Origin of the sequence: Streptomyces sp. NBC_01669 (genome assembly GCF_026339735.1) — a bacterium.
In the GTDB taxonomy this organism is placed as follows: domain Bacteria; phylum Actinomycetota; class Actinomycetes; order Streptomycetales; family Streptomycetaceae; genus Streptomyces; species Streptomyces yanii.
Genome location: NZ_JAPEQG010000002.1, coordinates 375,887 through 402,828, shown reverse-complemented (window position 1 = coordinate 402,828; position 26,942 = coordinate 375,887). Strand labels below are relative to the sequence as shown.

Genomic DNA, 26,942 nt, shown 5'->3' with positions numbered 1-26,942 from the left:
CAGGTCAACGGTGACGCGTTCCTCCTGCTGGCCGGGATGCTCCTGCTGTTCCCGACCCGCGAGTGGCAGAAGCGGTTCGACCGCAACACGCGCCGCAGGAAGGTCCCCGTCGGGGCTACCGCACCGAGCACATGGACGCCCCGGCCAGCGAGCCCGCCGGCCCGCCGGCCGAGGCCAGCAGCCGGATGGGCCTGGCCGCCGCCCTCTACACCGCATCGTGCACCACGTGCGGCGGCCTGGCTCTGCAGGCGAGAACGGACAGCGCTTGTGCACCAGTCTGGGTTCTGGCACACATTCCGTGAGCGATCTTGAGTCCGGCCTGACCCGACCCCGGTGACGCGTGGCCGCGCAGCTCACATGACGCGCGCGCCTCCTGCTGGCGAGAGCCAGCAAGATTTTTCACGGAATGTGTGCCAGAACCCGAGTTTCGACAGCACCAATACGCGACGGCATCTGATCGGTTTCAGGCATATCTGGATCGCGGTCCCATCCGCTGCGGTGGGCCGGTCAACCGATGCGGCGGGAACGGGTCAGAGTCGGCCCGCCGAGGGCCGTGCCGATCAGCCCCACCATCAGGGCCACGCCTGCCGCCCAGTCCGTTGCCGGTGCCGAGGTCTACCTGGAGGTGTCCACTGAACTCCGCTGGACCACCCTGCGCTGCGAAGCCGCGGGGGGACCCGTTCTAGACAGCCGCTTCGAGCAAGTCATGCATCACGGCCACCGGAAGGGCGGGGTTGGCGGCCGCAGCGCGTGCGATGTCCGGGTCGCGGGAGGCCAGCAGCCGCAACAGGTCATCCTGCGGCAGTCGAGGGTCGCGCAGGGCGGCCTCCCGGACCTGACTGTCGGGATCGGCAGCCAGCCGGAGGACGGAGGCGGGCGCGAGCCGCGGGTCCTGGAGCGCCGCCCGACGAACCTCGGGGGAGGGGTCGCGGCTCAGGCGCTCGACGAGCTCGGCGGTGGAGTCCGGGTCGTCGAGGGCGAGTTGCCGCATCCGCGGATGCGGGTCGGCGGCGCACCGCAGCATGCCCGCGCGCGGGAAGCGGGGGTGCTCGCGGGGGGCTGGGCGGTTGGGTGCCGACGGGCGCGTCCAACGCTGCCAGACGTCCAGGAGCGTCTCCGGCGGCGTCTGCGGGCAGGACTCGGTGAGGGCCAGGCGCACGGCGTATGCCGGATCCCGGGCGAGGAGTCCGACGACGTCCGGGGGAAGGTCCGGGCAGCGCGCGGCGCCCACCCGGAGCAGGAGATGGCCAGACGCCGCCCAGAGCCGCACCTCCTCGGCGTCACACCGGCGGTCGCGGAACCACCACGGCTCGGTCTGGGGAACGTCGGGGTCGACATCCACGCGGATACGGGACCGCTCCTCCTCGGTGAGTTCCGGGCGCACGGACACGGTGAGACGGACCGTGTCGTCGGGGTCCTCCCCCAGGACGGTGACCAAGTCCGGGTGGAGATGCTCGTTGTACGTGACACTGTCGCGCCACCGGACGTCGGCCACGAGGTCCTCGGCGAGCTCCCGGTCGAGGACGCAGAACATCGCCGCGGCGTGCCGCCGGTCGTAGTCGAGGATGTCGAAGACGTCCCGCCCCATCGGATGCTCCCGGTGGTGGCACACGAGCGCCTCGCCGCGCACGTCCTCGTCGTCGTCCTCGAGAAGCCGGGCCCGCGCGGACGCGTCGAGAAGCGGCCAGACACGGGCGCAGGCGGCCTCCCGCACCCAGGCGTCGGGATCCGCGGCCAATTGCACGCGCAGCCGGCCCGGCAGACTCGGGTGGCGGGCGATCCGGCTCCGCACGACGGGGTCCGGATCGGCGGCGAGGCGGCCGAAGAGGGCGTTGGACAGCGGCGTGTCGTGGTCCGCGGCCTCCTCGGCGATGAGCAGGCGCTGTTCCCGGTCCGTCGCGTCCAGCATGCGCTCCCACTGGGCGACCGAGGCGGCCTGCGTGGCCCGCAGACGCACCCACGGCTCTGGGTGGGAAACCGTCCAGGTGTCCACCACGTCAAGGCGGAGATGATGTAGAACATCAGGTGCCCCACCCCGTCCAGTGTCAGCAACCGCTCCAGCACGTCCGCGGACGCCGACGGATTGTCCGTCAGGCCCTCCAGCCGCGCCCTTCGCGCCTCCCGCTCGTACCACGCCGTGAGGCCCCGGCACAGGCCCAGCCGCAGCTCGAAGGTGCGGTGCGTCACCCCAGCACGCGCTCTCCGTCGAGTGAGAGCGTGAGGAACTCGGCCGGCCCGTCGGCGTCGCTCGAAGCACCGGACAGGTGCCACCCCTCGGTGAGACGCACGGGCAGCCAGCGCCCGTCCACCGCGAGGAGGAACCTCCCTTCCCCGTCGACCACTCTGTGCTCGACCGCGAGCCGGTGCCACTCCGCGTCGAGCTTGGCCGTGGCATCCGGGCGGTGGTCGTACACAACGGCCGCAGGCTCGGAGCCGTAGGCCCGCAGCGGATGCCACGCAGCCCCCGGGGACGGGAGCTCTCCCGTGTCGCCGCGGCCCTCGATGATCTCCAGCCCCGCCCGCCGCAACCGTGCCGTGCTTTCCTCGTTCCCACCACTCATACGGCCATGATCGCCCAGGGCGGTCCTACGAGGGCGGCGGGGGCACCTGGTGCTCGTCGCGCAACAGCGGAAGCGGCTCGGGCAGCCTGAGTGTGCCCTGTTCATCGTTTCCCGCTACCGTTCGGAGCGCGCCGAGGGGTACGACGCGAGGGAGGCCGCTGCCCGCGCGAACGGCACGGCCGGATCCGCCGTCGTCTTCGCCGCGCTGACCGTGGTCATCGCTCTTGCCGGTCTGGCTATGGTGAAGCTGCCCATCCTCACCGCGATGGGCCTGGCCGCCGCCGGTGCCGTCGTCGTCGCGGTCCTCGTCGCCACCACCCTGGTTCCCGCGCTCCTGGGATTCGCCGGCGAACGCGTCCGCGGCAAGGCACGCAAGCAGACCGCCCCCGAGGCTGATGCGGCCAAGCCGGACAGGACGGGACTGGGGCAGCGGTGGATCTCCTACGTCCTGCGCAAGCCGGCGAAGGTCCTGCTCCTGGCGGTGGTGGCCTTGGGTGTGATCGCCCTGCCCGCTGCGAAACTCGAACTCGGACTGCCGGACGACGGCTCCAAGGCCACCTCGTCCACTCAGCGCAAGGCCTACGACATGCTGTCGCAGTCGTTCGGGCCCGGCTTCAACGGCCCCCTCACCGTGACCGTCGACGACCAGGATCCCGCCGTCGCCCGCAGCGGCGCCGCGGACATGGGCAAGTCCCTCGCAGACCTGCCAGCCGTGGCCGCGGTGACACCGGCCGCGTTCAACCCGGCCGCCGACACTGCCATCCCTCTTCTTCGGAGGGAATCCCCGCCTTCAGGCGGGGAGGGAATCCGATCCTGAACCCTGCGGCGCGGAGCGCCGCAGTTTCGCTCCGGAATGCCTCGCCCGCGGAGCTGCGCTCAGTCGGGCCGCTTCTGGTTCTCGATGTAGTCCTTGACCACGTGGAGGGGTGTGCCGCCGCATGACCCCGCGAAGTAGGAGCCGGACCAGAAGCGGCCGTGCATGATGGGCTGGTTGACGTGGCCGGTGAACTCCTGCCTCAGCCGGCGCGAGGACACGCCCTTCAAACTGTTGACCAAGTTCGACAGGGCGACCGTCGGCGGGTAATGCACGAGCAGGTGCACGTGGTCTTCTCCGCCGTTGAACTCGATCAGGTCTGCCTCGAAGTCCTCGCAGACTTTTCGCATGATCTCTTCGCAGCGTGTCAGCATCTCGTCGTTGAAGACGGTCCGCCGGTACCTGGTGACGAACACCAAATGCGCGTGGAGGTGGTGGACGACGTGACGGCCGCGCCGTACGTCAGGGTTTGGTTCCCAACGTGGTGACATGAACCAATGCTACGGTTAAGGTCGATTCGAGTCGGAGGGGGTGGACTGAATGATCCGTGCGTACAAGTTCCTCCTGCGACCCACCGCCCGGCAGGACCAGGCCCTTCGCGAGATGCTGCGCGATCACTGCTCGCTCTACAACGGCGCGTTGCAAGAACGCCGTGACGCCTACCGGCACAGCTCGAAGACGACGGTCCGATACGGGCAGCAGTCCGCCCAGCTCAAGGACATCCGGGCGTTCGACCCGGAACGTCAGGGCCGCTGGTCGTTCTCCAGCCAGCAGGCGACGCTGCGGCGTCTGGACAAGGCGTTCGCGGCGTTCTTCCGCCGTGTCAAGGCCGGTGAGAAGCCGGGCTGTCCGCGTTTTCGCACAGTGGGCCGGTTCGACACGGTGGAGTTCCCCAGGGACGGAGACGGCTGCCGTTGGGATGCCACTGCGCACGACCCGGTCACGCGTGTGCGTCTGCAAGGTGTCGGGCACGTCAAGGTGCACCAGCACCGGCCGGTGGTCGGCCATGTCAAGACCGTCTCGGTCAAGCGTGAGGGCAAGCGCTGGTATGTGATCCTGACTGCCGAGCGGCCCCGGCCCGAGCCGCTGCCCGCGACCGGCAGCGTGGTCGGCATCGACCTGGGCATTGCCAACTTCCTCGCCGACTCGAACGGCGAGTTCGTGCCCAACCCGCGTCACGGGCGAAAGGCCGCAGCGAAGCTCGAAGCAGCTCAGCAGGCACTGAGCAGGTGCAAGCGCGGAAGCAAGCGCCGCCGCAAGGCAGTGGAGACGGTGGCACGTCTGCACCGCAAGGTGCGGTGCCAGCGCCTCGACCACGCCCACAAGACCGCCCTCGGCCTCGTGCGGGAACACGACCTCATCGCGCACGAAGACCTCAAGATCCGCAACATGAGCAAGGCCCCCGAACCGAAGCCCGACCCCGACCAGCCGGGCAGTTTCCTGCCCAACGGGGCCGCCGCGAAGGCCGGGCTGAACCGCTCGATCGCCGATGCCGGATGGGGGGTGTTCCTCGCGATCCTGAACGCCAAGGCTGAGAGCGCCGGGCGGGAAGTGATGGCCGTGGACCCCCGCAACACCTCCCGGCGATGCCCCCAGTGTGGGCATACCGCCAAGGAGAACCGGCCCACACAGGAGACGTTCCACTGCGTCGCCTGCGGCCACAACGCGCACGCGGACACCGTCGGTGCTCTCAACGTCCTACGGGCCGGGCTGGTCCGTCGCGAAGCCCAACCGGCATAGCGAGAAGCCACCCCGTTCACGGGGTGGAGGAGTCACCATCACGGTCATCCCCAAGAGCGCACCGGGCAGCGACGCGACCAAGGAACTCGTCGACGACATCCGTTCCCTGGCCAGTGACATCGAGTCGGACACCGGAGCCCGCTCCCTGGTGACCGGTACGACGGCGCTCAACATCGACATCTCCGACAAGTTCAGCGCGGCGATCGCGCCCTACCTGGCCCTCGTCGTCGGCCTGGCCGTCCTCGTGCTGATTCTGGTCTTCCGCTCGATTCTCGTGCCCGTCAAGGCCGCCCTCGGCTTCCTGCTGTCGGTGCTGGCCTCCCTCGGCGCGCTCGTCGCGGTCTTCCAGTGGGGATGGCTCAAGGATCTGGTCGGCTTGGAACAGACTGGCCCCATCATGAGTCTGATGCCCATCCTCATGGTCGGTATCGTCTTCGGCCTTGCCATGGACTACCAGGTGTTCTTGGTGACCCGTATGCGCGAGGCCCACGTCCACGGCGCTGATGCCCGCTCGGCGATCGAGTCGGGGTTCAAGCACAGCGCCACCGTCGTCACCGCCGCAGCCCTCATCATGATCTCCGTGTTCGCCGGCTTCGTCGGCTCCCAGGACGCCATGATCAAGGCACTGGGCTTCGGGCTCGCGGTCGCCGTCGCCTTCGATGCCTTCATTGTCCGCATGACGATCGTGCCCGCCGTTCTGGCCCTCCTCGGCAAGCGAGCATGGTCACTGCCCGGTTGGATCGACCGCATCCTGCCCAGCGTTGACATCGAAGGCGAGAACCTCACCCGGCACACACCGCCCCCCGCCATCGCCGAACGTGAGCCCAGTTTCACCGGCTCTTCGGACGAGCACCGCTGACACCCCCGCCTCTCAGGCCCGCGGCCGCCACGGCGCCGCGGGCCTGCCATCTGCCCGAAGGACGGCGATGCACCGGGTAATCGTCGCGGGCGGCGCCACTCTCGTACGCGACGCCTACGCGCACATCATCGACGGATCCCCCACCTTCACCCTCCAGGCTCAGACACCCACCTTTGCCGAGGCCCTCACCTTCCTCGCCACCACACGGAGCGACATCCTCCTGATCGAAGCCCAGGAGCTCGCCGGTGTCCCACCGGTCGCGACCCAGCAGTCACTGCGGCAGGCTGCCGCCCGGACCCGAGTCGTCCTCCTCGGGAACTCCCCGGCGGACCTCGCCCTCCTTGTGGGCGCAGGAGTGACCGGCATCCTCGGCCTGCACCTCGAACTCGACCACTTCTTCACCGCCCTCGACCTCGTCAGCCGCGGCGGAATGGTCATCTCACCCGCCCCCACCCACGCGACTTCGGCACCCCTCAGTCCTCCGGCACTCGCATCGCTCTCCAACCGAGAGCGCCAGGTCCTCGCCCTCGTCCCCACCCAGCCCAACAACGACGCCATCGCCCGGCTGCTGGGCCTCAGCCCCCTCACAGTCAAGACGCACATCAACCGGATCAGGCACAAACTCGGCGCGTCCAGCCGCGCCCACCTCGTGGCCATCGCATACGAGAGCCGACTGGTCACCCCCGGACTCACTCCCCATGCCCCCGCCGGGCAGTAGAAGACCGGAAGACAGACGCTCACAATCCAGCGTCAGCCGACAGGTGCGACAGCGCAGTTACCGGCCGGCGGCGCAGCCTCGTCCATCCCGACCGGCCTCCCAGCCCCGCTCGACGATCGTTACGCCACAGCCACAACGGCTCCGGACCGTCCGGGCCCTCGATGGAAGTCGAAGAACAGACAGTAGTCGTCCGTGTAGTTCCGCGTCGTCTCCGGCGCGAGACGGGCGCATGACGACCGGCACAAGTACCGGCTCGGCACCTCGTCGATCTGGTAGTCCGGAGAAAGAAGAATGGGATCCCCGGCACGCATGCGCGCGGCGGTGCTGCGCGAGAGGCCGTTTGGCCCGCAGGGTGGGCTGCCGGAGCGGGTGCGGGTGGACCGGGGCAAGGACTTCTTGTCGAGGACGGTGACTGCCGCGTTCAACGCTCTCGACGTCACGGTTGAGGACCTCCCGGCCTGCACCCCGCATCTCAAGGGCACGGTGGAGGGGTTGAACCGGGCGGTGGAGTCGATGTTCCTTGCCGCTCTGCCCGGCTACGTTCGCCAGCCGCGCCCGGGCCGGCGGGCGCTGCCAGGTGCGGTCTTCGGGTGTGGTCAGCCGGTGGCGGCCTGCTTGATCAGGTTGGCGACGGTGGCGGGCTGGGAAGTCGGCGTCCACAGCATCTGACATCGCGTCGCGCGACGCCAGGCGGCCGGGACCCTGTGGAAGGGTTCCGGCCGCTGTTGTTCGTGGTGGTCGTGCTCGTCAGTTTCCGGTGGCGTACGGGGAATTGCCAGCGGCCGAACGGATCCCCGGGAGCGCGGAGTACAGGCTCGCGCCGGGGCAGAGCGTGGCGTAACCGTCGCGGTGTCCGGAGACGGTGTTCAAAGTGGCTGCCTGGCCCTTCGTCCACACGCCGGTGTCGGCGGCGGCGGTGAGCGTCACCTTCGCCTCCGGGTCGACGCCGTGCAGACCGAGCTTCCAGGCGGCCAGGTCGGCGATGGCCTGCTTGGCCGCGGCCGTCGGCGTGCCGCCGTTCTCGTAGTCGCCGAGCAGGGAGATGCCCGAGGAATAGCTGTTGAATCCATAGGTGTGGGCCCCGAGCACAGGCCGGTCCACGCCGCCCGCACGGCCCTCGAAGACCGTGCCGCACTTGTCGACGAAGAAGTTGTAGCCGATGTCGTTCCAGCCGTTCGTCTGCACGTGGAACGTGAGGATCGCGCGGATGATGGCCGGAGAGTCGGCGCAGGTGTAGTCGTTCGTCCCGGCGGTGTGGTGGACGAAGACGGCGTCGACCTTGTTCAGGTACGCGGGCGGGTCCTGGACGAGCGACTCGTCCGCGCCCCAGTCGGCACGGCTGACAATGGCGGGAGCGGTCGGAGCGGTGGCGCTGGGCTCGGGGGCGCCGCTCGGATCGGTGGTGGGAGCGGGTCCGGTGGGCTCCTCCGTGGGCACCGTGCTGGGGGTCGGGTCCGTGGGGGCCTCGCTGGTGGGAGGCTCGGCCGAGGGCCGGCCGGTGGGCTCGTCTGTGGGCGCCCCGGTCGGAGCCCCGGTGGGCTCGTCCGGCGTTCCTTCCGTCGGGTCCGTGCCAGGGGCGGACTCGGTCGGGGCGGTGGACGGAGCCGGCTCCTCGGGCGCACTGGCCGAACCCGTCGGCTCGTCGGTGGGAGGCTGCGAGCCCTCGCCGCCGCCGGAGCCTCCTGTCGTATCGCCTGGATCGGCGCTCGGAGCGGCCGTCGTGGGCGCGTCGGTCGGCGCGGGATCGGAGGGCCCCGGCGTGGCGTCGGGGGAGGCGGTGGGCTTGCCGTTCCCCTTCCCGTTCCCCTTCCCACTCCCCTTGTCGCCGCCGTTGCCCTTGCCCTTGACGGTCTTGCCCGGGTCGATCATGTCGAGCCGGAGTGCATCGGGCACCGCGGTCTCCTTGCCGTCCGCGACGACCCGCGCCTCGACCCCGTCCGACGGGCCGACCCACAGCGGCTCCGAAGCGCCGCGCACGTCCGACGCGTCGCCCTCAGCGGACTCCGGCGCCCGTACGTCGAAGTCGAGGTCGCGCCACTCGCTCCACTCGCCGGTGGCCGCCTTGCGGGTACGTATCTGCGCGGTGCCCTCGAAGGTGTCGCCGCTGTCCTCCCACGAGACGCCGATGAGCGAGAACGTCTGCGTCTCGGTGCGCGGGAGCGCGCGCCTCTTCGGGTCCTTGCCGTCCAGGGCCAGCACATGCGCCTTCGCCGGCCGCGACCCGTCACCGGGCCCGGCGTCCTCGCCACCTCCCGAGACGGCGACGGCCGTCACACCCGTGCCTCCCAGGACGACGACTCCCGCCGCCAGCCAGACCGCGCGCTTCTTTCCGTTCGCCCGCCTGGCGCGGGCTCCTCTCGGACTCATATCCCATCCCTCGTACGCAGCTGATCAGTGTCCGCGGCCGGCCGCGGGCCGACGGCAGTTCATGTCGTGGGACGGGAAACGAGGGGGTGGCAGCACGGTTTCGGAGGCCTTGGGGCTCAATCGTGCTTCGGCTGCGGGGAGTTCGGACCCCGCATTCCCGCCGCACAGCGCAACGGTTATACACGATGCGCCTGCCCCGGCACACCCGAGCGGACAAACCGGACAGTGGGTGTCCTGGAGGGTGCTGCATCACCCCTCGCCGTCGCCGGGGGCAGATCTCCGGCGCACGTGGCGCGCCCGAACTCGCACATCACGGTGGCACGTTGGACGTGCTTGCCGCGGATCACCAGTGTGCTGGCCTCCTGTCCGCCCTTCCCGTCGAGGATGATGGCGACGGTCGGGGCCTTGCGAGGGGCACCTGGACCGACTGCTTCCAGGGAAGCGTGACGGGCGAGCAGTATGTTGCCGAGACGGGACGTTCGACGCCGACCGTCCAGGATGTCCCGCACTCCGGGCAGCTGGACGTCACGCTGGCCTTTACCGCCTCGGTCCTCGCCCGCGCTCGCCGCATCCGGCGCCAGTGCCGCGAGCGGCAGGCGGACGAGCAGAACATCGCCGTCGCCTTCGCCGTCGGCATCAGCGGACCGCCGCACCCACGGCACAGCCGCGGCCTGGAGTCGTTCTTCGCGACTGCGACCAGCCGCAGCCGAGAAAACCCGTCCCTGCCCATGCGGCCAACGTACGAAGCGAAGACAGCCGCCGACACCCATGGAGCAGACGATCGGTCTTCCCCAGCAACGGGCTCGATCTTGATGCTCAGGTGAGGCCTGATCCAAACGGGCCAGCCTTTGATTGGATCCCAGGGTGCGCCACTTCTGACACCTTCTATGGGATTTAGATAACTGCAATAGCGTTTCGCCCCTTTTATGAACAGGATTTCCGTGAAGGGCGTTTTGAACAGACGAGAGCAGCTGTGCAGGCACCGAACAAGAAGCGTTCTTGTCTGTCTGTCAGTCCTGGCGGCACTGGGCGCCATGGTGGGAATCGCGCCTGCTGCCCATGCGGTATCGACGCTCGTGGTGCCGCGTGACTACCTAACAATTCAAGCTGCCGTGGACGCGGCCGCCTCGGGTGACACCATCCTCGTCCGGAGCGGAACGTACACCGAAGAGGTTGTCGTCAGCGGCAAGGACCTGCGCCTCAAGGGTGTCGGCAAGCACGCGCCGGTCAGCAAGTCGCCCGCGACGCTCACCCCCTACGCCTCGAGAACGGGCAACAATCGGCCGGTGGCCTCTGTTGTGCGGATCGCACATGGCGCTCACGTCCGCATGTCCGGGTTCACGGTGACTGGGCCGGTCCCGTGCGGTCCGATCGTCAGCGGCATTGTCGCTCTCCAGGCCTCGACGCTCGATCTCTCGGACTCGCGAGTCACCGACATCACTCCCGACCCGTCCTGCCCGGACGATCAGGCGAGCGGCCGAGGCGTGGTCTTCGGGCTGCCGGCCTTCATCCAGGTGGACGGGGCAGCGGGCAGCACCGGCTTTGGGCGGGTCAGCCACGTAAGCGTGGCCCGCTACCTGGAGGACGGCATCAACCTGAACGGGCCAGCAGGGGGCACGCCCACACAGGTGACCGTGAAGGACAATGTCATCACCGGCGGCGCGCAGATTCCGACCGAGCAGTTCGGCATGTACGCCGGCGGCCGTGATGATGAGAACCAGCAGCAACCCGAGCGTGTCAGTGGCGATATGCCGCTTGCGGCCCTTGATCCTCTTGCCACCGTCGTACCCTTGCGTGCTCTCCGGCGCATTCGGTGATGCCTTCGCCGTCTGGGCGTCGATCACCGCGGCGGTCGGCAGGATCCGGCGACCCTTCTTCCTCCGTAACTGCTCACGCAGAGTGTCGTGAATCTCCTCGGCGGTACCGTCCGCTTCCCACGCCCGGAAGTAGCCGTAGACCGTGGTGTGCGGCGGGAAGTCATGGGGCAGATACCGCCAGGCCACCCCCGTCCGGGCAACGTAGAGGACCGCGTTGACCACCTCGCGCAGGTCGGTGGTGGGCTCTCGGCCCTCGGCCCGGGCAGCTCGCCACGCCAGCAACAGCGGCTCGATGAGCTCCCATTGATCGTCCTTGAGGTCCGAAGGGTAGGCACGTCGCTCAGTCACAGAATGATCGAAGCCGATGACCCAGGTGTCGCGCTACGAGATCATGGAAACAAGTCCGTCTCGCCGCAGCGCGGATCGGATAGATAGGGGGGGTTCCCCTATCGAACGCCCTCTCAGACGGTCCGCCCGCGGGCGCACTGCAGGGCAAACAGTACGGTGGCCGCCTCTGTCGGCCTGGTCGGCTGGTAGCCGGTGAGCTGCGTGAACCGGCTCAGTCGGTTGAGCACCGTGTTGCGGTGGCAGTACAGCTCGCGGGTGGTCGCCGCGATCGACCCGGATTCGCAGTACGCGATCACGGTTTTCAGCAGACGCTCCCGCTCGTGCGGAGGCAGTGGATCCAGACCGGACAGCACCGAGTCGGCCAGCATCCCCCCGATCTCGCCCAGACGTGCCACGGCTACGGGCATCCACGCCTTGCTCAGTGTCACGGCGTCCTTCACCTGGCCGTCCAGCGTCGCGGCGATCGCCTCGGTCACGCGGACCACATCCGGAACGCGTGCCAGTCCGTGCGCCACCGGACCGACCGCGCACGGCACGCCGTCCAACCAGGCGGATGGCGGAGTGCGCGCTGCGTGCGGCAGTTTGGCCACAAGCACCAGCATGCCGTTGTGATCCTGAAAGTGGGTGGCCTGCCCTGCGAGTCGTGCGGCGACGGCCTTGCGCAGGCCCTGCTGCATTTCCGGCGGTGCCATCACCACGGCGAAATCCGACTGCGCGTTCACCTGGAGCAGGGTCGCCGCCTGCGCGACCAGCTGCTGGTCACGGCCGTCCGACGACAGCAGCCTGCCCATGAGCGCGGTGCGCTCCCGCTCCCGCTCACGGGCCAGGACCGCGACCTCGTCCAGATAGGCGGCGTGCACGTGCACAGTGTGGAATTCCACGGCTTCCCACACCCGCACCGCACCGCGCGTCAACTGAGGCAGATCGGCCGGTTGGATGCGCTCCAGGAACGCGGTCCACAGCACCCGGAAGTCCATGCGGACCGCCTGGAGAAGCCGCTCCAGCGGCACACCCTGGTGGGCCCGACGGCGGCCCAGCCGCTCCGGGACCTCACGGAGGTCGTCGGGTACCGGAAGGCCGCCGACCAGACGAAGGAGCAGTTCGAAGCAGGCACGGGCGGTCTCGCGTAGGTCGTCGGGCGCGACGACCGACCGGTAGTCGTCGAAGGCCGAGACCTCCGCGACGTAATGCCCGATTAGTTCATCCAGCTCGTCCAGACAGTCGCGGACGAGAGCCCGAAGCTCGGCGGGGACCGGCGCACCGACATCACCCCCCGGCCTCGTGGCGGAGGCCCGGCCAAGGTCATCGGCATTCGGTGGATTGTGCATGTGCCCATTATCTGCTCCTTACTGTGGAGCATTTTCGTTATTGTTCGCACGCCGTCTCCCCAGGCATCGTCTGTGCATGCCCCCGCGCAGCCGACGGACTGCGCATGATCTCCAAGGGAACGGCCCATGCATCTGACTCCACGCGAACAGGAGCGGTTGACGCTCTTCGCGGCGGCCGAGCTCGCACGTCGGCGGCTGGCTCGTGGTGCGCTGCTCGGTATGACCGAGGCCATCGCCTTGGTGTGCGACGAGATTCTGGAGATGGCCTGGGACGGTAGGCCGCTGGAGACCGTGGTCGAACGTGCCCAGGGCATCGTGGCGCGGCACCGGCTGCTGCCGGGCGTCGCGGAGGCCGTGCCCAGCCTTCAGGTCGAAGCCCTCTTCCCGCACGGCTCCGCCCTGGTCCATGTGCCCGAGCCGTTCGGGCCCGCCAGCGCGACGGGCCCCGGAGGTGTGCTGGTCGCTGAGGGGAAGACGGAGCTCGCCCCCGGCCGCCCCCGTAAGACCCTCGCCGTCACCAACCGGGGGCCGCGGCCGGTCTGGGTCTCCTCCCACTTCCCATTGGAGGAGGCGAACAAGGCCCTCGACTTCGACCGCGAGGCCGCCCGGGGCCACCGGCTGGACCTTCCGGCTGGGACCTCGGCCGAGTTCGAGCCCGGCCGGACCCGGACCGTGACCGTAGTGACACGAGGAGGAGACCGATGAGCCGGATGTCCCGGCGCGCGTACGCGTCCCTGTACGGTCCGACCACCGGTGACCGGATCCGGCTGGCCGACACCGACCTGTGGGTGCAGGTCGAGGCCGACGACACGGAGCCCGGCGAGGAGCTGCTCGGCGGCTGCGGCAAGACGGCACGAGACGGTCTGCTCGTGGCGGGCCGCGCGCCCCGCGACAGCGCGCTGGACATGGTGATTCTGGGCGTGGTCGTCATGGACCCGGTGATCGGCGTACGCAAGACGAGCATCGGCATCAAGGACGGCCGCATCGTCGGTGTCGGGCGGGCCGGGAACCCGGAGAACACCGACGGGGTGGAACTCGTCGTCGACTCCCACACCGCGATGATCACGGGGGAAGGACTCATCGCGACGCCTGGTGTGGTGGACTCCCACGTACACCTCTCCAGCCCCGAGGTCGTGCCCGCCGCGCTCGCCGCGGGTGTCACCACCCTTGTGGGCATGGGCATCGGCGGTGTGTGGGACGTCGGGGCCAACCCCGCCTACAACCTGCACAGCCTCATCGAGGGCTGGCGCGACGCCCCCGTCAACGTGGCGTTCCTGGCCCGGGGCTCGTCGTCCTCGCACGAGCTGCTGGAGCGTGCGGTCCTCGCCGGAGCCGGCGGATTCAAGATCCACGAGGACTGGGGTGCCACTCCTCGGATCGTCGACACCTGTCTGGGTGTCGCGGAGCAGGCCGACCTCCCCGTCGCGCTGCACACGGACACGCTGAACGAATCCGGCTACCTTGCCGACACCCTCTCCGCCACACGCGGGCGCACCGTGCACGCGTACCACGTCGAGGGCGGCGGCGGTCACCCCGATCTCCTGGAGATCGTGTCCCAGCCGCATGTCCTCACCTCCTCCACGACGCCGACGCTGCCGCTGACCCCGGCGACCGTCGCCGAACTGCTGCCGATGACGATGACAGTTCACCGCGGTCACCACGGGCTCGACACCGATGTGTCCATCGCGGCGAGCCGGGTACGCGAGCACGCCATCGCCGCCGAGAACGCCCTGCACGACCTCGGCGCGATCAGCATCGTCAACTCCGACTCCATGGGCATGGGCCGGATCGCGGAGACCGCGCGCCGCACCTGGCAGCTCGCCCACGTACAGGCCCACCTGGCCGGGGAGAGCGGGCCCGAGGTCGTCAACAACGAACGGGTGCTGCGCTATCTATCCAAGATCACCCTGAACCCCGCGATCGCCCATGGCATGGCATCGGATGTCGGATCGCTGCGGCCCGGCAGCATGGCCGACATCGTGCTGTGGCGCCCCGTGACCTTCGGCGCGCAACCGGAGCTGGTGCTGAAGTCCGGGTTCGTCGCCTGGGGCCTGTCGGGGTCGGGCTCCGGTTCCACCCGACTGACCCAGCCCCGGGTGATGAGACCCTACTTCGGCGGTCTGGGCGGGGCTCCGCGCCGGCTGTCCACGGTCTTCGTGTCCCAGGCATGTCTGGACGACCGCGTCGCGCTTGAAACACTGCCCCGGGGAGTCCGCTACACGGCCCTGCGCAACAGCCGCGGCCTGAGCCGGGGCGACATGGTCGCCAACACCGCCGTGCCCGACGTGCGGGTACCCACCACACCCGACGCGGTCCTCGTGAACGGGCGCCCGATCGACATCCATCGCGCCGCCGACCTGCCCCTGACCCGTCTGCAGAACCTGGCCTGAACCAGGCCGCCCGCGCATCCGTCCACGGAAAGTCACCCCATGCTCGATCTCAAACTGCGCAATGCCCGCATCCGTACGGTGGACGACCGCCATCCCCGTGCCCACACCCTTGGCGTCTTCGCAGGGCGCATCTTCGGCCTCGACGACACAGTGGAGGACCTTCCCGCGCGCACCACACTCGACTGCGGCGGCGCGGTGGTCGTCCCCGGCTTCGGCGACGCCCACAACCACATGGCCTGGTTCGGACAGTCCCTGAGCGAACTCGACCTCGGCGGCGCCGCCACCCTGCCCCAGGTCTACGACGCCGTCGCCCGCCGCGCGGCCGGACTCCCCGCCGACGCCTGGGTCGTGGGCTCCGGCTACGACGACACGGTCATGGGCGCGCACCCGCACCGCGCCGAGCTCGACCGAGCGGCCGGCGGCCGGCCGGTGTGGCTGAAGCACCGCTCCGGGCACATGTGCGCCGTGAGCAGCGAGGTGCTGCGGCGGGCCGGCATTCTCGACGGCACAACGGCTGATCCCGAGGGCGGCGTCGTCGTACGAGACGAGCACGGCGCCCCGACCGGCCTGCTCCAGGAGCGGGCCCAGGGCCTGGTGTCCGCACTGGTCATGCCGTATCCGGTGACCGACCTGGCCGACGCCGTATCCCAAGCGAGCGCCGTCTACGCCGCCGAGGGGCTCACCCACGTGGTGGAGGCCGGTATCGGCCTCGGCCTCATCGGCCGCAGTCCCGTCGAGGCCGCCGCCTACCAACTGGCCCGCGACCGCGGCACGCTGCGCACCCGGGTCGAGCTGATGGTGGCCGCCGACAATCTGCACGCGCTGCGCTCGCACGCCGACGACGGCATCACCACCGGACTCGACCTGGGACTGCGCTCCGGCTTCGGCGACGACCGACTGCGGCTGGGCCCCATGAAGATCTGGCTGGACGGATCGCTGATCGGCCGGACGGCCGCGGTCTCGGAACCGTTCTGCGGGCACATCCATGGAACGGGCGTCTTCCAGGACGGTCCGGAGCAGATGCGCCGACTCGTCGTCGACGCGCACCGGGCCGGCTGGCGGGTGGCCGCACACGCCATCGGCGACAGCGCCGTCGACCTCGCCCTCGACGCGTTCGCCGAGGCCCGTCGCGTCTCGCCGCGCCGCGACGTACGGCATCGCATCGAGCACTCCGGGGTGGTCCGCCCCGACCAGCTGGACCGCTACGCCGAGCTGGGCGTGGTTCCGGTGCCGCAGGCGCACTTCCTGTACGCCGTCGGAGACACCATGGCCCAGGCGCTCGGCCCCGGGCGAACCCCGTGGATGTACCGCCATCGGTCCTTCCTCGACCGGGGGATTCGGGTGCCGGGCAGCTCCGACCGACCGGTCGCCCCGGGCGCCCCCCTGCTCGGCATGCAGTCCATGGTCGAACGGCTCAGTCGGGCGGGCGTCGTGCTCGGCCCCGATGAGCGGGTCACCGCGGAGCAGGCACTGCGCGCGTACACCCTCGACGCGGCGTGGGCCAGTCACGACGAGGATCGGCGCGGCAGCATCACACCCGGCAAACACGCCGATTTCGTGGTGCTCTCCGACGACCCCGTCGACGTGGACGCCGATCGGATCGGCGCCATCGACGTCCTCGCCACCTTCGTGGCCGGCGCGTGCGTGCACGGTGCCGACGCACTTGAGGACAGCACAACAACGAAGGGTCCCCTCCCCATGGCCGGGTTGTCACGGCCGCATGCAAGGAGTCAGATATGAACAAGACGGACCAGGCCACCCCGGAGTCTCCGCCGGGCACAGCGGTAGTCGTGACCGGCGAGGACGCCGGGCGGGTCGCTTTCGCCGCCTTCGTCGGTACGGCGCTGGAGTGGTACGACTACTTCCTCTTCGGCACCGCCGCCGCCCTCGTCTTCGACCGGCTGTACTTCACCACGCTCAGTCCCGTCGCAGCCACCATGGCCGCCTTCGCGACGTTCGGCGTCGGATTCGCGGCCAGGCCGATCGGCGCCGTCATCTTCGGCTGGCTGGGCGACCGCATAGGACGAAGGCCGGCCCTGTTGATCACCGTGGTGATGATCGGCGCGGCCACCGGGCTGATCGGTCTGCTGCCAGGTTTCGGATCCATCGGCGTTGCCGCGCCGCTGCTGCTCGTCCTGTTGCGGTTGCTCCAGGGAGTCGCGGTCGGCGGAGAGTGGGGTGGCGCCGTCACCCTGGCCGTGGAACACGCGCCGCCCGGAAAGCGCGGCCGCTACGCCGCGCTGCCGCAGGTCGGTTCGCCGGTGGGCACGCTGCTCTCGTCCGGAGTCTTCGCCCTCGTACTGCTCCTCCCGTCCGACTCGTTCGACTCCTGGGGCTGGCGCCTGCCGTTCCTCCTCGCCTTCCCGCTGCTGGTCATCGCGGTCTACATTCGCCGCAAGGTCGAGGAGTCGCCGCTGTTCGACGAGCTGCTGAAGCAGGACGAGCGGGCCAAGATCCCGGCACTCGATGTCTTCCGCAAGGCCTGGGGACGGCTGCTGGTCGCGATCTGCTCGGCCTTGCTGGGCGTCGGAGGGTTCTACCTGCTGACAACGTTCACGATCAGCTACGGGACCGGCACTTTGGGGCTGTCGCGCGGCCTTATGGTCAATGCGACGCTGACGGCGGCCGTCGTCGAGATCGCGGTGATCATCGTCGTGGGCCGGCTGGCGGACCGTCTCGGCCCCGGACGCGTGACGCTGTGGGGCGGCTTGCTCAGCGCCGTGTGCGCCTTCCCGGTCTTCTGGCTGATCGACACCAGGAACCCCCTGGCGATCGTGCTGGCCATGTCAGTCGGCATCGCCGTGCTCGCCGTCGCCTACGCCGTGTCCGGGGCGTTGCTCACCGAGCTGTTCCCCGCACACCTGCGCTACAGCGGTGTGGCCCTGGCCTACAACCTCGCGGGCGCGCTCACCGGCTTCCTGCCGTTCGTGGCGACCGCCCTGCTGAAGGCCAGCGGTGGGAACTCGTGGCCGGCGGCCCTGCTGCTGGTGGCCCTGTCTCTGCTCACTGCCCTCGGCGGGTTCCTGGGAGAGCGGATGCGTGTCTCGGACAACGTCACAAGCGGCTGATCCCGCCCCGGCCGTAGCCTTACCGCTCATCCGGATGCCGAACCACGTGTGTCCTGCCGTTCATCGAGCGGCAGGACACACGTGCCTGAAGGATTGCAACGGGCGCAGCGGGTCGCCGCCGCCGGCGGGAATGAGCGCTCAACGCCGAGGACGAAATACGGGCTCCGCCGCTGCCGACGCTGATGCGTGCCGCGCGGGACCGACCGACGTACGTACACCCCATGTTGAGACCCGCACGCTCATTCTTGGCACACCGACCCGGAAGCCAAACCCTGTGCGTGCCGACAACCTTCGTCACCTTATGCGACCTGCGCGTATTCGTGGATGAGGCCGCCGAAGCGATCACGCCGGAGGATCCGCGACGGGGCATCGACGGCGGCCGGTTCGGGCGCGCCGACACCGTCGGGGCACCGTTGTCCCAATGATCGGTGAGGCCGATGCTCGTTGTGGTGGGCGGCGTACTCGCCCGACGACGAGGCGCAGGTGCCGCTCTCCGGTGATCAGGACGTGGTCGGTGGCCTCGCGTCGGCAGGATCCCACCCAGCGTTCAGCCATCGCGTTCATCCGGGGAACGCCCGGCAGGATGGGCACCACGCGGGTGCCGACGGCGGTGAAGACCGCGTCGAAGCCCCTGGTGAAGTACCCGGCGGTGTCCCTGATCAGGTACCGGATGTCGGCAGTGCGTGTGCCGTCCAGGCTCATGAGGAGGGTGCGGGCGCACTGGGTGGCCCATGCGGCGGTGACGTGTCTCGTGACGCCGGCGATGTGCACCCGACGGGTGCCGTGCTCGATGAAGAACAGGACGAATAGACGCCGTAGGAACACGGTGTCCACGTGGAAGACATCGACGGAAAGGACCCCCTGGGCCTGGGTCTTGAGAAATCGGGCCCAGGAGCGGTCGGCGCGCTGGGGCGCCGGGTCGATGTCGGCCTGCTGCAGGATCTCCCAGACGGTGGAGGCGGCGACCTTCCAGCCCAGGTTGAGCAGTTCGCCATGGATTCGGCGATACCCCCCATCCGTCGTTCTCCCTCGCCAGGCGCAGCACCAGGGCGCGCAGCGCCTCGGGCTTGGCCGGACGGCCCGGGCGTCGGCGCGGGTAGGTCCACTTCTTCGCGACCAGCCTCGCGTGCCAGCGCAGCACGGTACGCGGGGTGACCAGCAGTTTCAGCGCTGAACGGTGACGCTTGGTCAGCAACCGGAGCAGGGCCGCGAGTACCGCGCGGTCTCCGCGGGTGAAGGCTGGCTTGGGGTTGCTGCGCTGCAGGACGGCCAGCTGGTGCCGGAGCATCAGTATCTCGACATTCTTGGCCGCGGAGGAGCGGGCCAGCAGGCGCAGCCAGCCGAGCAGAAGACAGCCGAATCGGTAGACCAGACAGAACGTCACGATGCCCAACCGTGCGCCGACGGGCTTACGAACACCCTCACCAGCCGGAGCTGATCTCGACGCGGGCGTTGAGGCCGCCCTTGCCGGTGCCCTTGTAGAAGTAGAGCTTTCCGGTGGCGCCCGGCTGGGACTTGACGGCTACCAGGTCACCCGTACCGTCACCGGTGAAGTCACCGCCGGCGTAGTCCGAGATGCCGTTCCAGCCACTGGAGCCGATCTCCGTGCGGGAGGGACCGGCGTCGATGGTGCCGTTGCCGTGGCCCTTGTAGAGGTAGAGCTTCCCGGTGGACTTCTCGGTGGCGACGATGTCGTCCCTACGGTCCCTGTTCATGTCACCAGGACTGACAATCTTGTCCATGCCGTTCCAGCCACTGGAGCCGATCTCCGCCCGGGAGGAACCGGCGTCGATCGTGCCGTCGCCGTGGCCCCGGTAGAGATAGAGCTTCCCGGTCGACGTCCCGACACCGCCGAGGTCATCCCTGCCGTCACCCGTGAAGTCACCGACGAAGGTGTTGTTGATCCCGTTCCAGCCGCCGGAACCGATCTCCTTACGACGGCCCGGACCGCTACCGGTACCGGGGTAGAGGTACAGCTTTCCGCTCGCGACCTCGGTGCCGACGAGATCGTCCTTGCCGTCCGAGTTGAGGTCACCGACGGCCAGATTCGCCATGCCGTTCCAGCCACCCGTACCGATCAGCACCCGCGAGGTCAGGGTTCCCGTGCCCGTACCGGGGTACAGCCACAGATTGCCCGTCGACACCTCAACGGCCACCAGGTCCTTCCTGCCGTCCCCATTGAAGTCACCGGCCGTCAGTTTTGTCATACCCGGGTTGCCCGTGGCCACAGCCGCGCCGACGTCGACGTAGTCCCGGTCGATGTTGATCGTCGTCCCGCCGTACGACTCGGTGACATTGCCCGCGTGCTGGTGAACGCGCTGGTGCTCGGACCAGTACCCGGCGGGGATGTTCACGTCGGCGGTATTGGCTTCACCGTTCCAGTTGGCGGACCAGACCACGTCCGGACGCTCCAGCGCCGTGGACGAGTAGACGGAGGAGAGGTCCTTGATGCCACTGGAGGAGGAGCTGTACACACCTGACCGGTAGCGCAGTTCGTGCAGACGGGCGGACCAACCGGAGAGAAAGTTGAGGACGTTGGTGCGGTACCCCGAGGAGTACGCCTCCATGTCGGTGTAGAGCACCGTGCCGGTGACGAATCCGAGCCCCTGTGCCAGATCGACCGCCGCGTCGGCGGCCGACCGGCCCTGGCTGGTCGCATTTAAGGAGGAGATGCTCGCCGCCTGAAGGCCCGCGTAGATGGGGAGCAGATGCCAGCCACGGACGCTCTGCTCGGCCACCCATGAAGCGGTGAGGTTCGGCTGGGAGCAGGCCCGGCTCGGTCCGCCCATGTAGATGCCCACCCCTCTGTAGGGCGAGGACGCCCAGTTCGCCATGGCGCCCGAAGAGGGTGCCGAGCAGGCATCGAAGGCTTTGCCGGTGTAGCCGGTGCCCGGGATCGCGGAAGGGGCGGACGGTAAAGCTCGCTTCCGGGGCGCCGGAACTGTCTGCGGCTCAGCCACGCTGCTGGTGGTGGCGGAGCCCAGGACCCTCTCGATCGCTGCCGTCGACGAGCCGTAACTGACGGTTGCATAGACGCCGGCGCCCTCGAAGGCCAGCCGTACTTCGCGGGAGTCGCCGGCCGGGAGGACACGGGGAGCGGGAGAGCCCGCAGGGACGTTCACGGTGGGCACATCCTCTCGGGGTGCAGCTCCGGTGAACGGCTCCAGCACGATCGCATCGGTCTTCGCCGCGATCAGGTGGCCGGGGCAGAACTGCTCGGCTCCTGGATGCCCCAGATACACGGCGTGCTGATCGAGTCTTACGCAGGCGTTCGGGTCCGTCTCCAGGTCCACCAGCCTCCACCCGGCCGGAACGTCGATGGAGAGTCCCCGGTACTCGACGTGGGTGAGCGGTTCCGCCGCCGAGGCGTTAGCGGAGTGCTGGAACATGGCGGTCAGTCCGATGACGGCCATGAAGGCAGAGGCTGAACGGCGCAGATGACGGTTCTTCATTCTCTCTTCCAGAAGTCGGGGTCCGATGCGGCACGGCCGGCGCGGTCGGGGTCTGGGAGCGCACAGAGGCGGGGCGGGGCCGCAGTGAACTCGGACCCGCCTGATGGGGTGTCACCAGCCGCCGGTGCCGATGTCGATGCGGGCGTTGAGACCGCCCGTACTGTTGACCTTGTAGAGGTAGGGCTTTCCGGTGGCGCCCGGCTGGGATTCGAGGGCTGCCAGGTCACCCGTACCGCCACCGGTGAAGTCACCGCCGACGTAGTCCGAGATCCCTTTCCAGCCACCGGAACCGATCTCCGTACGGGAGGAACCGCCATCGATGGCGCCGCCGCCATGACACTTGTACAGGTAAAGCATCCCGATCGACGTCCCGACACCGCCGAGATCATCCCCACCGTCACCCGTGAAGTCGCCGACGAAGGTGTTGCTGATGCCGTTTCAGCTGTTGGAACCGATCTCGGTACGACTGCCCAGCCCGCTACCGGAATCGAGTTGAGGCAAACCGGCAGTGACGGCGGCTATCCCGTGTTCACGGTGGTGTCGACGCGGCTGCACGGCAACGAGCGGCCAAAAACATCATCTTTGCCCCCTGACCAAACCGGACATCCGATTCCGGTCCTCGGTGGACAACGACATCGAGATCGTCGGAGGGCGCCCGGACGACACCCTTATCTATGACCGGGAGGTCCCCACCGCGGGCCTGCGCTGGCGTGACCTGCACAGCTGGTGGCAGGCCACCCGCAAGTTCAGCAGCGAGAATGACGCCAGGACGGATCTCTACCAACGTCTCCTCAAGAGCCTGCCGACCAAATCACCTGGCCAGATAAACCTCTTCAAGGCTTACCACACGGCTCTCCCGCTTTCCGTGGATCATCCCGCTCTCCTGCCCGAAGTGTGGCTGCACTGGGACCCCAAGACCGTCAAGGAGCGCGGCCCTGAGGCGTTGCTGCGCTCCCGCATGGGCAGGGCTCGCGGGTGGGGAGCGTGAGGCCCGCAGGCACGATGTGTTTCTGTCCCGGCCGCGGGGGTGGCGGAGCCAGGTGTGGGAGGCCGATCACGTTCAGGCCCCGGTCCTGGTCGATGTCGAGGGCACCGCCCTGCGGCCGTGGATCACCTGGTTCGTGGACTGCGCGACGAACGCGATCATGGGTGTTGCGGTCACGCCCGGGTCCCCGTCCCGGGAGTCGGTGCTGACCACGCTGCGCGCGGCAGTGGTGCGCGAGAAGCCGTTCGGGCCGCAGGGTGGGCTGCCGGAGCGGGTGCGGGTGGACCGGGGCAAGGACTTCTTGTCGAGGACGGTGACTGCCGCGTTCAACGCTCTTGACGTCACGGTTGAGGACCTCCCGGCCTGCACCCCGCATCTCAAGGGCACGGTGGAGGGGTTGAACCGGGCGGTGGAGTCGATGTTCCTTGCCGCTCTGCCCGGCTACGTCCGCCAGCCGCGCCCAGGCCGGCGCCGGGCACGGCCGAAGGACGAGGTGCTGTTGGGGTTCGAGGACTTCACCGCCCGCTTGTTGGACTGAGTCCATCGAGCAGGACGCCGACATCGTGATCCTCCTGCACCGTGAAGACCTCTATGACAAGGAGTCGCCCCGAGCAGACGAAGCCGACCTGATCATCGGGAAACACCGGGGCGGACCCACCGGAACGATCACAGTCGCGTTCCAGGGCCACTACTCACGATTCGTCGACATGAATCAGCCCTGGATCACCCCTGTTGTAGGGTCTCAAAAGCCTTGGCAGAATCTCACGGCAGTTGGCAGACGGATGGCAGAAATGCCACTGCCATGAGACTTGCAGTTCAGGGGCTTCACTCGTTTGGGTGGCTCGGGCGGTAGTCCGGGTCACCCAGGACGGGCGCTCAGCGCCTCGTCTCGTACCTGGTCAGGATCACGCCGCAGGGAAGCGTCCGCGTCTCCACCAGGTTGAGGTTCACCCAGTTGTCCAGCGCGGTGAAGAACGGCGTGCCGCCGCCCACCAGGACCGGCGCGGTGGCCAGCACGTACTCGTCAATCAGCCCGGCCCGCATGGCCGCCCCGGCGAGCGTCGCGCCGCCGATGTCCATCGGGCCGCCGTCCTCGGCCTTGAGCCGGGTGATCTCGGCGACCGCGTCGCCGGTGACCAGGCGGGTGTTCCAGTCGACCTTGTCGATCGTCGAGGAGAACACCACCTTCGACATGTCCCGCCAGCGGCGCGCGAACTCGATCTCCGCCGGGGTGGCGTTGGGCTGCTGGTCGCCGGTCGGCCAGTAGGAGCTCATCGTCTGCCACAGCTTGCGCCCGTACAGCGACAGGTCGGTCGCCTGCAACTGGTCGGACCAAAACTGGAACAGCTCGTCGCTCAGCACGCTCCAGCCGATGTCGTCGCCGGGCGCGGCGATGTAGCCGTCCAGGGTCAGGTTCATGCCGTAGATCAGTTTCCGCATGGCGCCAGCCTTCCGTGAGTCGGTCTCACGCGTACAGACCGGCGCGGCGCGGGAAACTCATCGGTGCGCGATCTGAGCTCACATGTAGTCCTCGTGCTCGGTGGCTCAGCCGCAGACTCATCGTTCCGCCGAGGAAATGGCATCGATCTGAGACTGATCTTGAGTGACATCGCGGTGAGACAACAGAGAACCAGCAGGTCACAGAAGATCGACATGTCATCGGCGGCGATACCCTACATGACCTTGTAGGGTCTCAAATTTCGCGGCACAATCTCAGCTCCGATGGCACATCGGTGGCACTTATGCCGTCTTCGTGAGACTCGCCGGTCGAAGCGCTCACCCTTGGGCCTGACGAAGTGCCCAGTCGCGGTCGCTCGGCGTCGGCTCGGCTCGCCAACGAGCCCGTAGGACTCCGTCGTTGTCGGGCATGACAGCAGTGCACAGAGGCACAGATTCACCCGCGTATACAGACAGGAGCGCGGCGGCATGGGCACGGGATATCCGGGCGGCCAGTTCGGGGAACTCGTCCTCGTCTGCGATGGCGCTGCGGATGTTGCCGTCGTCGTCCTGCCACACGCCTTCGACGAGGCCATCAGCGGGCAGGGCTCTCAGGACGGCGTCGATGTCGGTGGACAGGGACGGCCAGACGGCGAGACGGGCCCGGGGAGCCAGTCCAACGCGAACGGGGTCGATGGTGTCGCTGGTGAGGTGGTGCCATCGTGAGGCACCTTCGAGATATGTCTCTTCCAGGATTCCTGCACGGCCGGTGACGACTGCCCTGTGCAGGTCGGCCCAGAAGTCGTCATCGCCGGGCCGCTGGATGACCTGCTCTTCCTCCTCGGCCCCGAAGGCATACGGGGAGGCGTCCAGGCGTTCTGGGAACAGTCCGAGCTCCCGGGTGTGGGCCAACGCTTCCTCGCAAGGCCGGCTGCTGCTGATGTAGAGGTACTGGTCCCACCCCACGTGGACCGCGAACGTGCCTTCCACCTCCAGCCGGCAGGCGCCGTTATCACGCAACATGGCTCGCACCAGTTCCAGACCGATTCCGAGCGGTACTTCTGCCCCGTCGTGAAAACCGGTAGGGCCGCCAGGGAAGAGCCCGTTCAACCCAAAGCCGTCCACCGGAGGCTCCACGCCGAAGTGCGCGATGGACGGGATCTGTGGTTCACGTACTGCCAGGTGATCGACGCCGGTGTCCTCAGCAAACGCAGCGACCGCCTGAAGATACGACGCCTCGACCTCGCCGTGATCGCTGACGGTGTCCTCACTGCCGGTGTAATACCCGTGTTCGTCACGGTCGGCGGGGTCGTACTTGGTGACGCGGTAGACGTAGGGGAGCTGCACCGCCCCATCATCCAGCACGCTCGTGTCGCCCCGCGAGGAAATGCCGTGGGAGGTGAGACAGAGGCATAGGGCAACGTCCTGAGACAGATCAGGAACCTGCTGGTCAGCGCAATGCTCTATGACACGAGCCGCGAGATCCTACACCCTTGTAGGGTCTCAAATTTCGTGTCGGAATCTCACGGCTGGTGCCGGATGGAAGTCGGATCCGACGTGGCGCTGAGACATGCAGGTCGCGCCTGTACCTCGTTCGCGTTGAAACGCCGACGCCTGGAAGGCCAAGCGGCCGCGCCGGGAACAACCGGTCCGGCCGACACGGTTGCATCGACCGAGGGACCGGCGCCGCATGGGCGGGGAACACGGAGACCACAAGGTCGTCCGCCCCACCAGGATCCGGGCCCCGGGATCGCGGTACGCCCGCCGCGCCTCGGACCAAGACGTAATTTCTGCAGGAGGACTGTTTCATGACTGACCGGCCCTTGACGCTCATGGCAGTACACGCCCACCCCGACGACGAGGCCACCGGAACCGGAGGGGTCCTCGCGCGGTACGCGGCGGAAGGCATCCGCACGGTTCTGGTGACGTGTACCGACGGCGGTTGCGGTGACGGACCGGGGGGTGCCAAGCCGGGCGATCCCGGGCACGATCCGGCGGCGGTCGCCTTGATGCGCCGTCAAGAACTTGAGGCGAGCTGTGACGTCCTGAAGGTCAGCGATCTGGAGATGCTGGACTATGCCGACTCCGGGATGACGGGCTGGCCGAGCAACGACGCCCCCGGATCCTTCTGGCAGACCCCCGTGCAGGAAGGCGCGGCCCGACTCGCGGAACTCATGCGGCACTACCGACCTGATGTGGTCGTCACCTACGACGAGAACGGCTTCTACGGCCACCCCGACCACATCCAGGCCCACCGCATCACGATGGCGGCGCTGGAGATGACCGCGCTGACACCGAAGGTGTACTGGACGACGATGCCCCGCTCGATGATGCAGCGGTTCGGCGAGATCATGCGCGAGTTTCATGAGGACATGCCGGAGCCGGATCCTGCCGAGGCCGCCGCGATGGCCGAGATCGGCCTCCCCGACGATGAGATCACCACGTGGGTGGACACCACCGCGTTCAGCGGTCAGAAGTTCGACGCGTTGGCCGCGCACGCCAGTCAGGGCGAGAACATCTTCTTCCTCAAGATGGGCAAGGAGAGGTTCGGCGAGTTGATGGGCATGGAGACCTTCGTACGTGTCCAGGACGCCACCGGCGCGGCCATACCCGAGAACGATCTCTTCGGCGGACTGCGCTGATCCGCCCGTCCGACCGGCCGGGAAAGCGCATCGACCGCACGGCGTGATCGAGCGGGTCACACACCCGGAGGCTTTTCCACGCGAGTTCCGCTCCGTCAGCCCGCGTCCAGGCCCTCGCCGACGGCGTCGACGCGTGCCCACACTTCCGACCCGACACCGCGCTCGTCCCCAAACCACCTGGCAACCGCACAGGTGGGAGACCTGCGGGCTGCTGACTCGGAAGGTGCGCGACAGCCCAGGTCACAAGCCCGGCGGTCTGCTCCGATCAAGACAGACCGCCGGGGGATCGACACGAAGCTGAGGCTCCGATATCCGACACGCCGTGAGGCAACGGAAGAAGAAGCAGGTCACGAGGGCGGTCTCCGACACCAACCGCGAGACCCTACAACCCCAGCGTGACCACATGCCCCGGCAAG

Annotated in this window: 21 protein-coding genes and 6 pseudogenes; 16 read left to right on the top strand and 11 right to left on the bottom strand. The window is 68.5% G+C overall.

From position 1 onward, the window contains the following. Nucleotides 1-682 precede the first annotated feature (682 nt). Nucleotides 683-1,993 (bottom strand): PE-PGRS family protein, encoded by a 1,311-nt coding sequence (locus tag OG972_RS42615; protein ID WP_266991698.1) that lies wholly within the window; start codon nt 1,991-1,993, stop codon nt 683-685. A 190-nt stretch (nt 1,994-2,183) separates the two neighbouring features. Beyond that, on the bottom strand, nt 2,184-2,561 hold the full coding sequence (locus OG972_RS42610; RefSeq protein WP_266991696.1) for a hypothetical protein: 378 nt from the start codon (nt 2,559-2,561) through the stop codon (nt 2,184-2,186). 88 nt (nt 2,562-2,649) lie between these two features. Here OG972_RS42610 and OG972_RS42605 point away from each other — a divergent pair. Then, nucleotides 2,650-3,354, top strand: a pseudogene (locus OG972_RS42605) (MMPL family transporter); the annotation flags it as partial. Nucleotides 3,355-3,437: 83 nt separating this feature from the next. Here the strand turns inward: OG972_RS42605 and tnpA are convergent. Continuing rightward, complete coding sequence (gene tnpA / locus OG972_RS42600) at nt 3,438-3,866, bottom strand: IS200/IS605 family transposase (RefSeq protein ID WP_266991694.1); 429 nt, start codon at nt 3,864-3,866, stop codon at nt 3,438-3,440. A 49-nt stretch (nt 3,867-3,915) separates the two neighbouring features. Here tnpA and OG972_RS42595 point away from each other — a divergent pair, with 49 nt between their 5' ends. From OG972_RS42595 to OG972_RS42580, 4 genes and pseudogenes are all read left to right on the top strand, one after another. Continuing rightward, on the top strand, nt 3,916-5,115 hold the full coding sequence (locus OG972_RS42595) for a transposase (RefSeq protein WP_266991692.1): 1,200 nt from the start codon (nt 3,916-3,918) through the stop codon (nt 5,113-5,115). A 37-nt stretch (nt 5,116-5,152) separates the two neighbouring features. Further along, a pseudogene (locus OG972_RS42590) lies at nt 5,153-5,974 on the top strand (MMPL family transporter); the annotation flags it as partial. A gap of 67 nt (nt 5,975-6,041) precedes the next feature. Beyond that, on the top strand, nt 6,042-6,692 hold the full coding sequence (locus OG972_RS42585; protein ID WP_266991690.1) for a response regulator transcription factor: 651 nt from the start codon (nt 6,042-6,044) through the stop codon (nt 6,690-6,692). 303 nt (nt 6,693-6,995) lie between these two features. Next, nucleotides 6,996-7,232 (top strand): annotated as a pseudogene (locus tag OG972_RS42580) (transposase); the annotation flags it as partial. A gap of 207 nt (nt 7,233-7,439) precedes the next feature. Here OG972_RS42580 and OG972_RS42575 read toward each other — a convergent pair. Next, entirely contained in the window at nt 7,440-9,059 is a 1,620-nt protein-coding gene (locus OG972_RS42575; RefSeq protein WP_266991688.1) for a peptidoglycan recognition protein, read from the bottom strand. A gap of 323 nt (nt 9,060-9,382) precedes the next feature. Between OG972_RS42575 and OG972_RS42570 the strand changes: the two genes are divergently transcribed. Together OG972_RS42570 and OG972_RS42565 are read left to right on the top strand one after the other, a co-directional pair. Further along, a complete protein-coding gene (locus tag OG972_RS42570) occupies nt 9,383-9,883 on the top strand; it encodes a hypothetical protein (protein ID WP_266991687.1) in 501 nt (166 codons plus the stop codon). A gap of 210 nt (nt 9,884-10,093) precedes the next feature. After that, on the top strand, nt 10,094-10,876 hold the full coding sequence (locus OG972_RS42565) for a hypothetical protein (protein ID WP_266991686.1): 783 nt from the start codon (nt 10,094-10,096) through the stop codon (nt 10,874-10,876). Here the strand turns inward: OG972_RS42565 and OG972_RS42560 are convergent. Both OG972_RS42560 and OG972_RS42555 read right to left on the bottom strand, forming a co-directional pair. Continuing rightward, nucleotides 10,805-11,224 (bottom strand): annotated as a pseudogene (locus OG972_RS42560) (IS5 family transposase); the annotation flags it as partial. The gene OG972_RS42565 and the pseudogene OG972_RS42560 sit on opposite strands and share 72 nt — an antisense overlap. 113 nt (nt 11,225-11,337) lie before the next feature. After that, nucleotides 11,338-12,552 (bottom strand): CdaR family transcriptional regulator, encoded by a 1,215-nt coding sequence (locus OG972_RS42555; RefSeq protein WP_266991684.1) that lies wholly within the window; start codon nt 12,550-12,552, stop codon nt 11,338-11,340. A gap of 126 nt (nt 12,553-12,678) precedes the next feature. On the opposite strand from OG972_RS42555, the gene OG972_RS42550 reads away from it, so the two are divergent. From OG972_RS42550 to OG972_RS42535, 4 genes are read left to right on the top strand one after another with little or no spacing between them, the layout of a single operon-like run. Beyond that, on the top strand, nt 12,679-13,257 hold the full coding sequence (locus OG972_RS42550; RefSeq protein WP_266991682.1) for an urease subunit gamma: 579 nt from the start codon (nt 12,679-12,681) through the stop codon (nt 13,255-13,257). Next, nucleotides 13,254-14,942 (top strand): urease subunit alpha, encoded by a 1,689-nt coding sequence (locus tag OG972_RS42545; protein ID WP_266991680.1) that lies wholly within the window; start codon nt 13,254-13,256, stop codon nt 14,940-14,942. The genes OG972_RS42550 and OG972_RS42545 overlap by 4 nt, the downstream gene beginning before the upstream one ends. Before the next feature lie 39 nt (nt 14,943-14,981). Next, nucleotides 14,982-16,682, top strand: a complete 1,701-nt coding sequence (locus OG972_RS42540) for an amidohydrolase (protein WP_266991678.1) — start codon at nt 14,982-14,984, stop codon at nt 16,680-16,682. Then, nucleotides 16,679-18,010, top strand: a complete 1,332-nt coding sequence (locus OG972_RS42535; RefSeq protein ID WP_266991676.1) for an MFS transporter — start codon at nt 16,679-16,681, stop codon at nt 18,008-18,010. The genes OG972_RS42540 and OG972_RS42535 overlap by 4 nt, the downstream gene beginning before the upstream one ends. Nucleotides 18,011-18,352: 342 nt before the next feature. On the opposite strand, the gene OG972_RS49440 is transcribed toward OG972_RS42535, so the two are convergent. Further along, the gene (locus OG972_RS49440) at nt 18,353-18,844 is read right to left on the bottom strand and encodes an integrase (RefSeq protein ID WP_323135982.1); all 492 of its coding nucleotides are present in this window, start codon (nt 18,842-18,844) and stop codon (nt 18,353-18,355) included. A 343-nt stretch (nt 18,845-19,187) separates the two neighbouring features. On the opposite strand from OG972_RS49440, the gene OG972_RS42525 reads away from it, so the two are divergent. After that, entirely contained in the window at nt 19,188-19,448 is a 261-nt protein-coding gene (locus tag OG972_RS42525; protein ID WP_266993056.1) for a hypothetical protein, read from the top strand. On the opposite strand, the gene OG972_RS42520 is transcribed toward OG972_RS42525, so the two are convergent. After that, on the bottom strand, nt 19,432-21,462 hold the full coding sequence (locus tag OG972_RS42520) for a glycoside hydrolase domain-containing protein (RefSeq protein WP_266991674.1): 2,031 nt from the start codon (nt 21,460-21,462) through the stop codon (nt 19,432-19,434). The two genes, OG972_RS42525 and OG972_RS42520, sit on opposite strands and share 17 nt — an antisense overlap. 111 nt (nt 21,463-21,573) lie before the next feature. Further along, complete coding sequence (locus OG972_RS42515) at nt 21,574-21,819, bottom strand: hypothetical protein (protein ID WP_266991672.1); 246 nt, start codon at nt 21,817-21,819, stop codon at nt 21,574-21,576. Between the two features lie 265 nt (nt 21,820-22,084). On the opposite strand from OG972_RS42515, the gene OG972_RS42510 reads away from it, so the two are divergent. From OG972_RS42510 to OG972_RS42500, 3 genes and pseudogenes are all read left to right on the top strand, one after another. Continuing rightward, nucleotides 22,085-22,450, top strand: a complete 366-nt coding sequence (locus OG972_RS42510; RefSeq protein ID WP_266991670.1) for a hypothetical protein — start codon at nt 22,085-22,087, stop codon at nt 22,448-22,450. Then, nucleotides 22,425-22,892, top strand: a pseudogene (locus OG972_RS42505) (transposase); the annotation flags it as partial. The gene OG972_RS42510 and the pseudogene OG972_RS42505, both read left to right, overlap by 26 nt. Nucleotides 22,893-22,986: 94 nt before the next feature. Further along, a pseudogene (locus OG972_RS42500) lies at nt 22,987-23,157 on the top strand (DnaB-like helicase C-terminal domain-containing protein); the annotation flags it as partial. A 166-nt stretch (nt 23,158-23,323) separates the two neighbouring features. Here OG972_RS42500 and OG972_RS42495 read toward each other — a convergent pair. Beyond that, the gene (locus tag OG972_RS42495) at nt 23,324-23,887 is read right to left on the bottom strand and encodes a dihydrofolate reductase family protein (protein ID WP_266991668.1); all 564 of its coding nucleotides are present in this window, start codon (nt 23,885-23,887) and stop codon (nt 23,324-23,326) included. Nucleotides 23,888-24,223: 336 nt separating this feature from the next. Further along, nucleotides 24,224-25,231, bottom strand: a complete 1,008-nt coding sequence (locus tag OG972_RS42490; RefSeq protein WP_266991666.1) for an RNA-binding protein — start codon at nt 25,229-25,231, stop codon at nt 24,224-24,226. 461 nt (nt 25,232-25,692) lie between these two features. Between OG972_RS42490 and OG972_RS42485 the strand changes: the two genes are divergently transcribed. Beyond that, nucleotides 25,693-26,526 carry a PIG-L family deacetylase gene (locus OG972_RS42485; RefSeq protein WP_266991664.1) on the top strand — a complete coding sequence of 278 codons (834 nt, stop codon included), beginning with the start codon at nt 25,693-25,695 and terminating at the stop codon, nt 26,524-26,526. Nucleotides 26,527-26,942 lie beyond the last annotated feature (416 nt).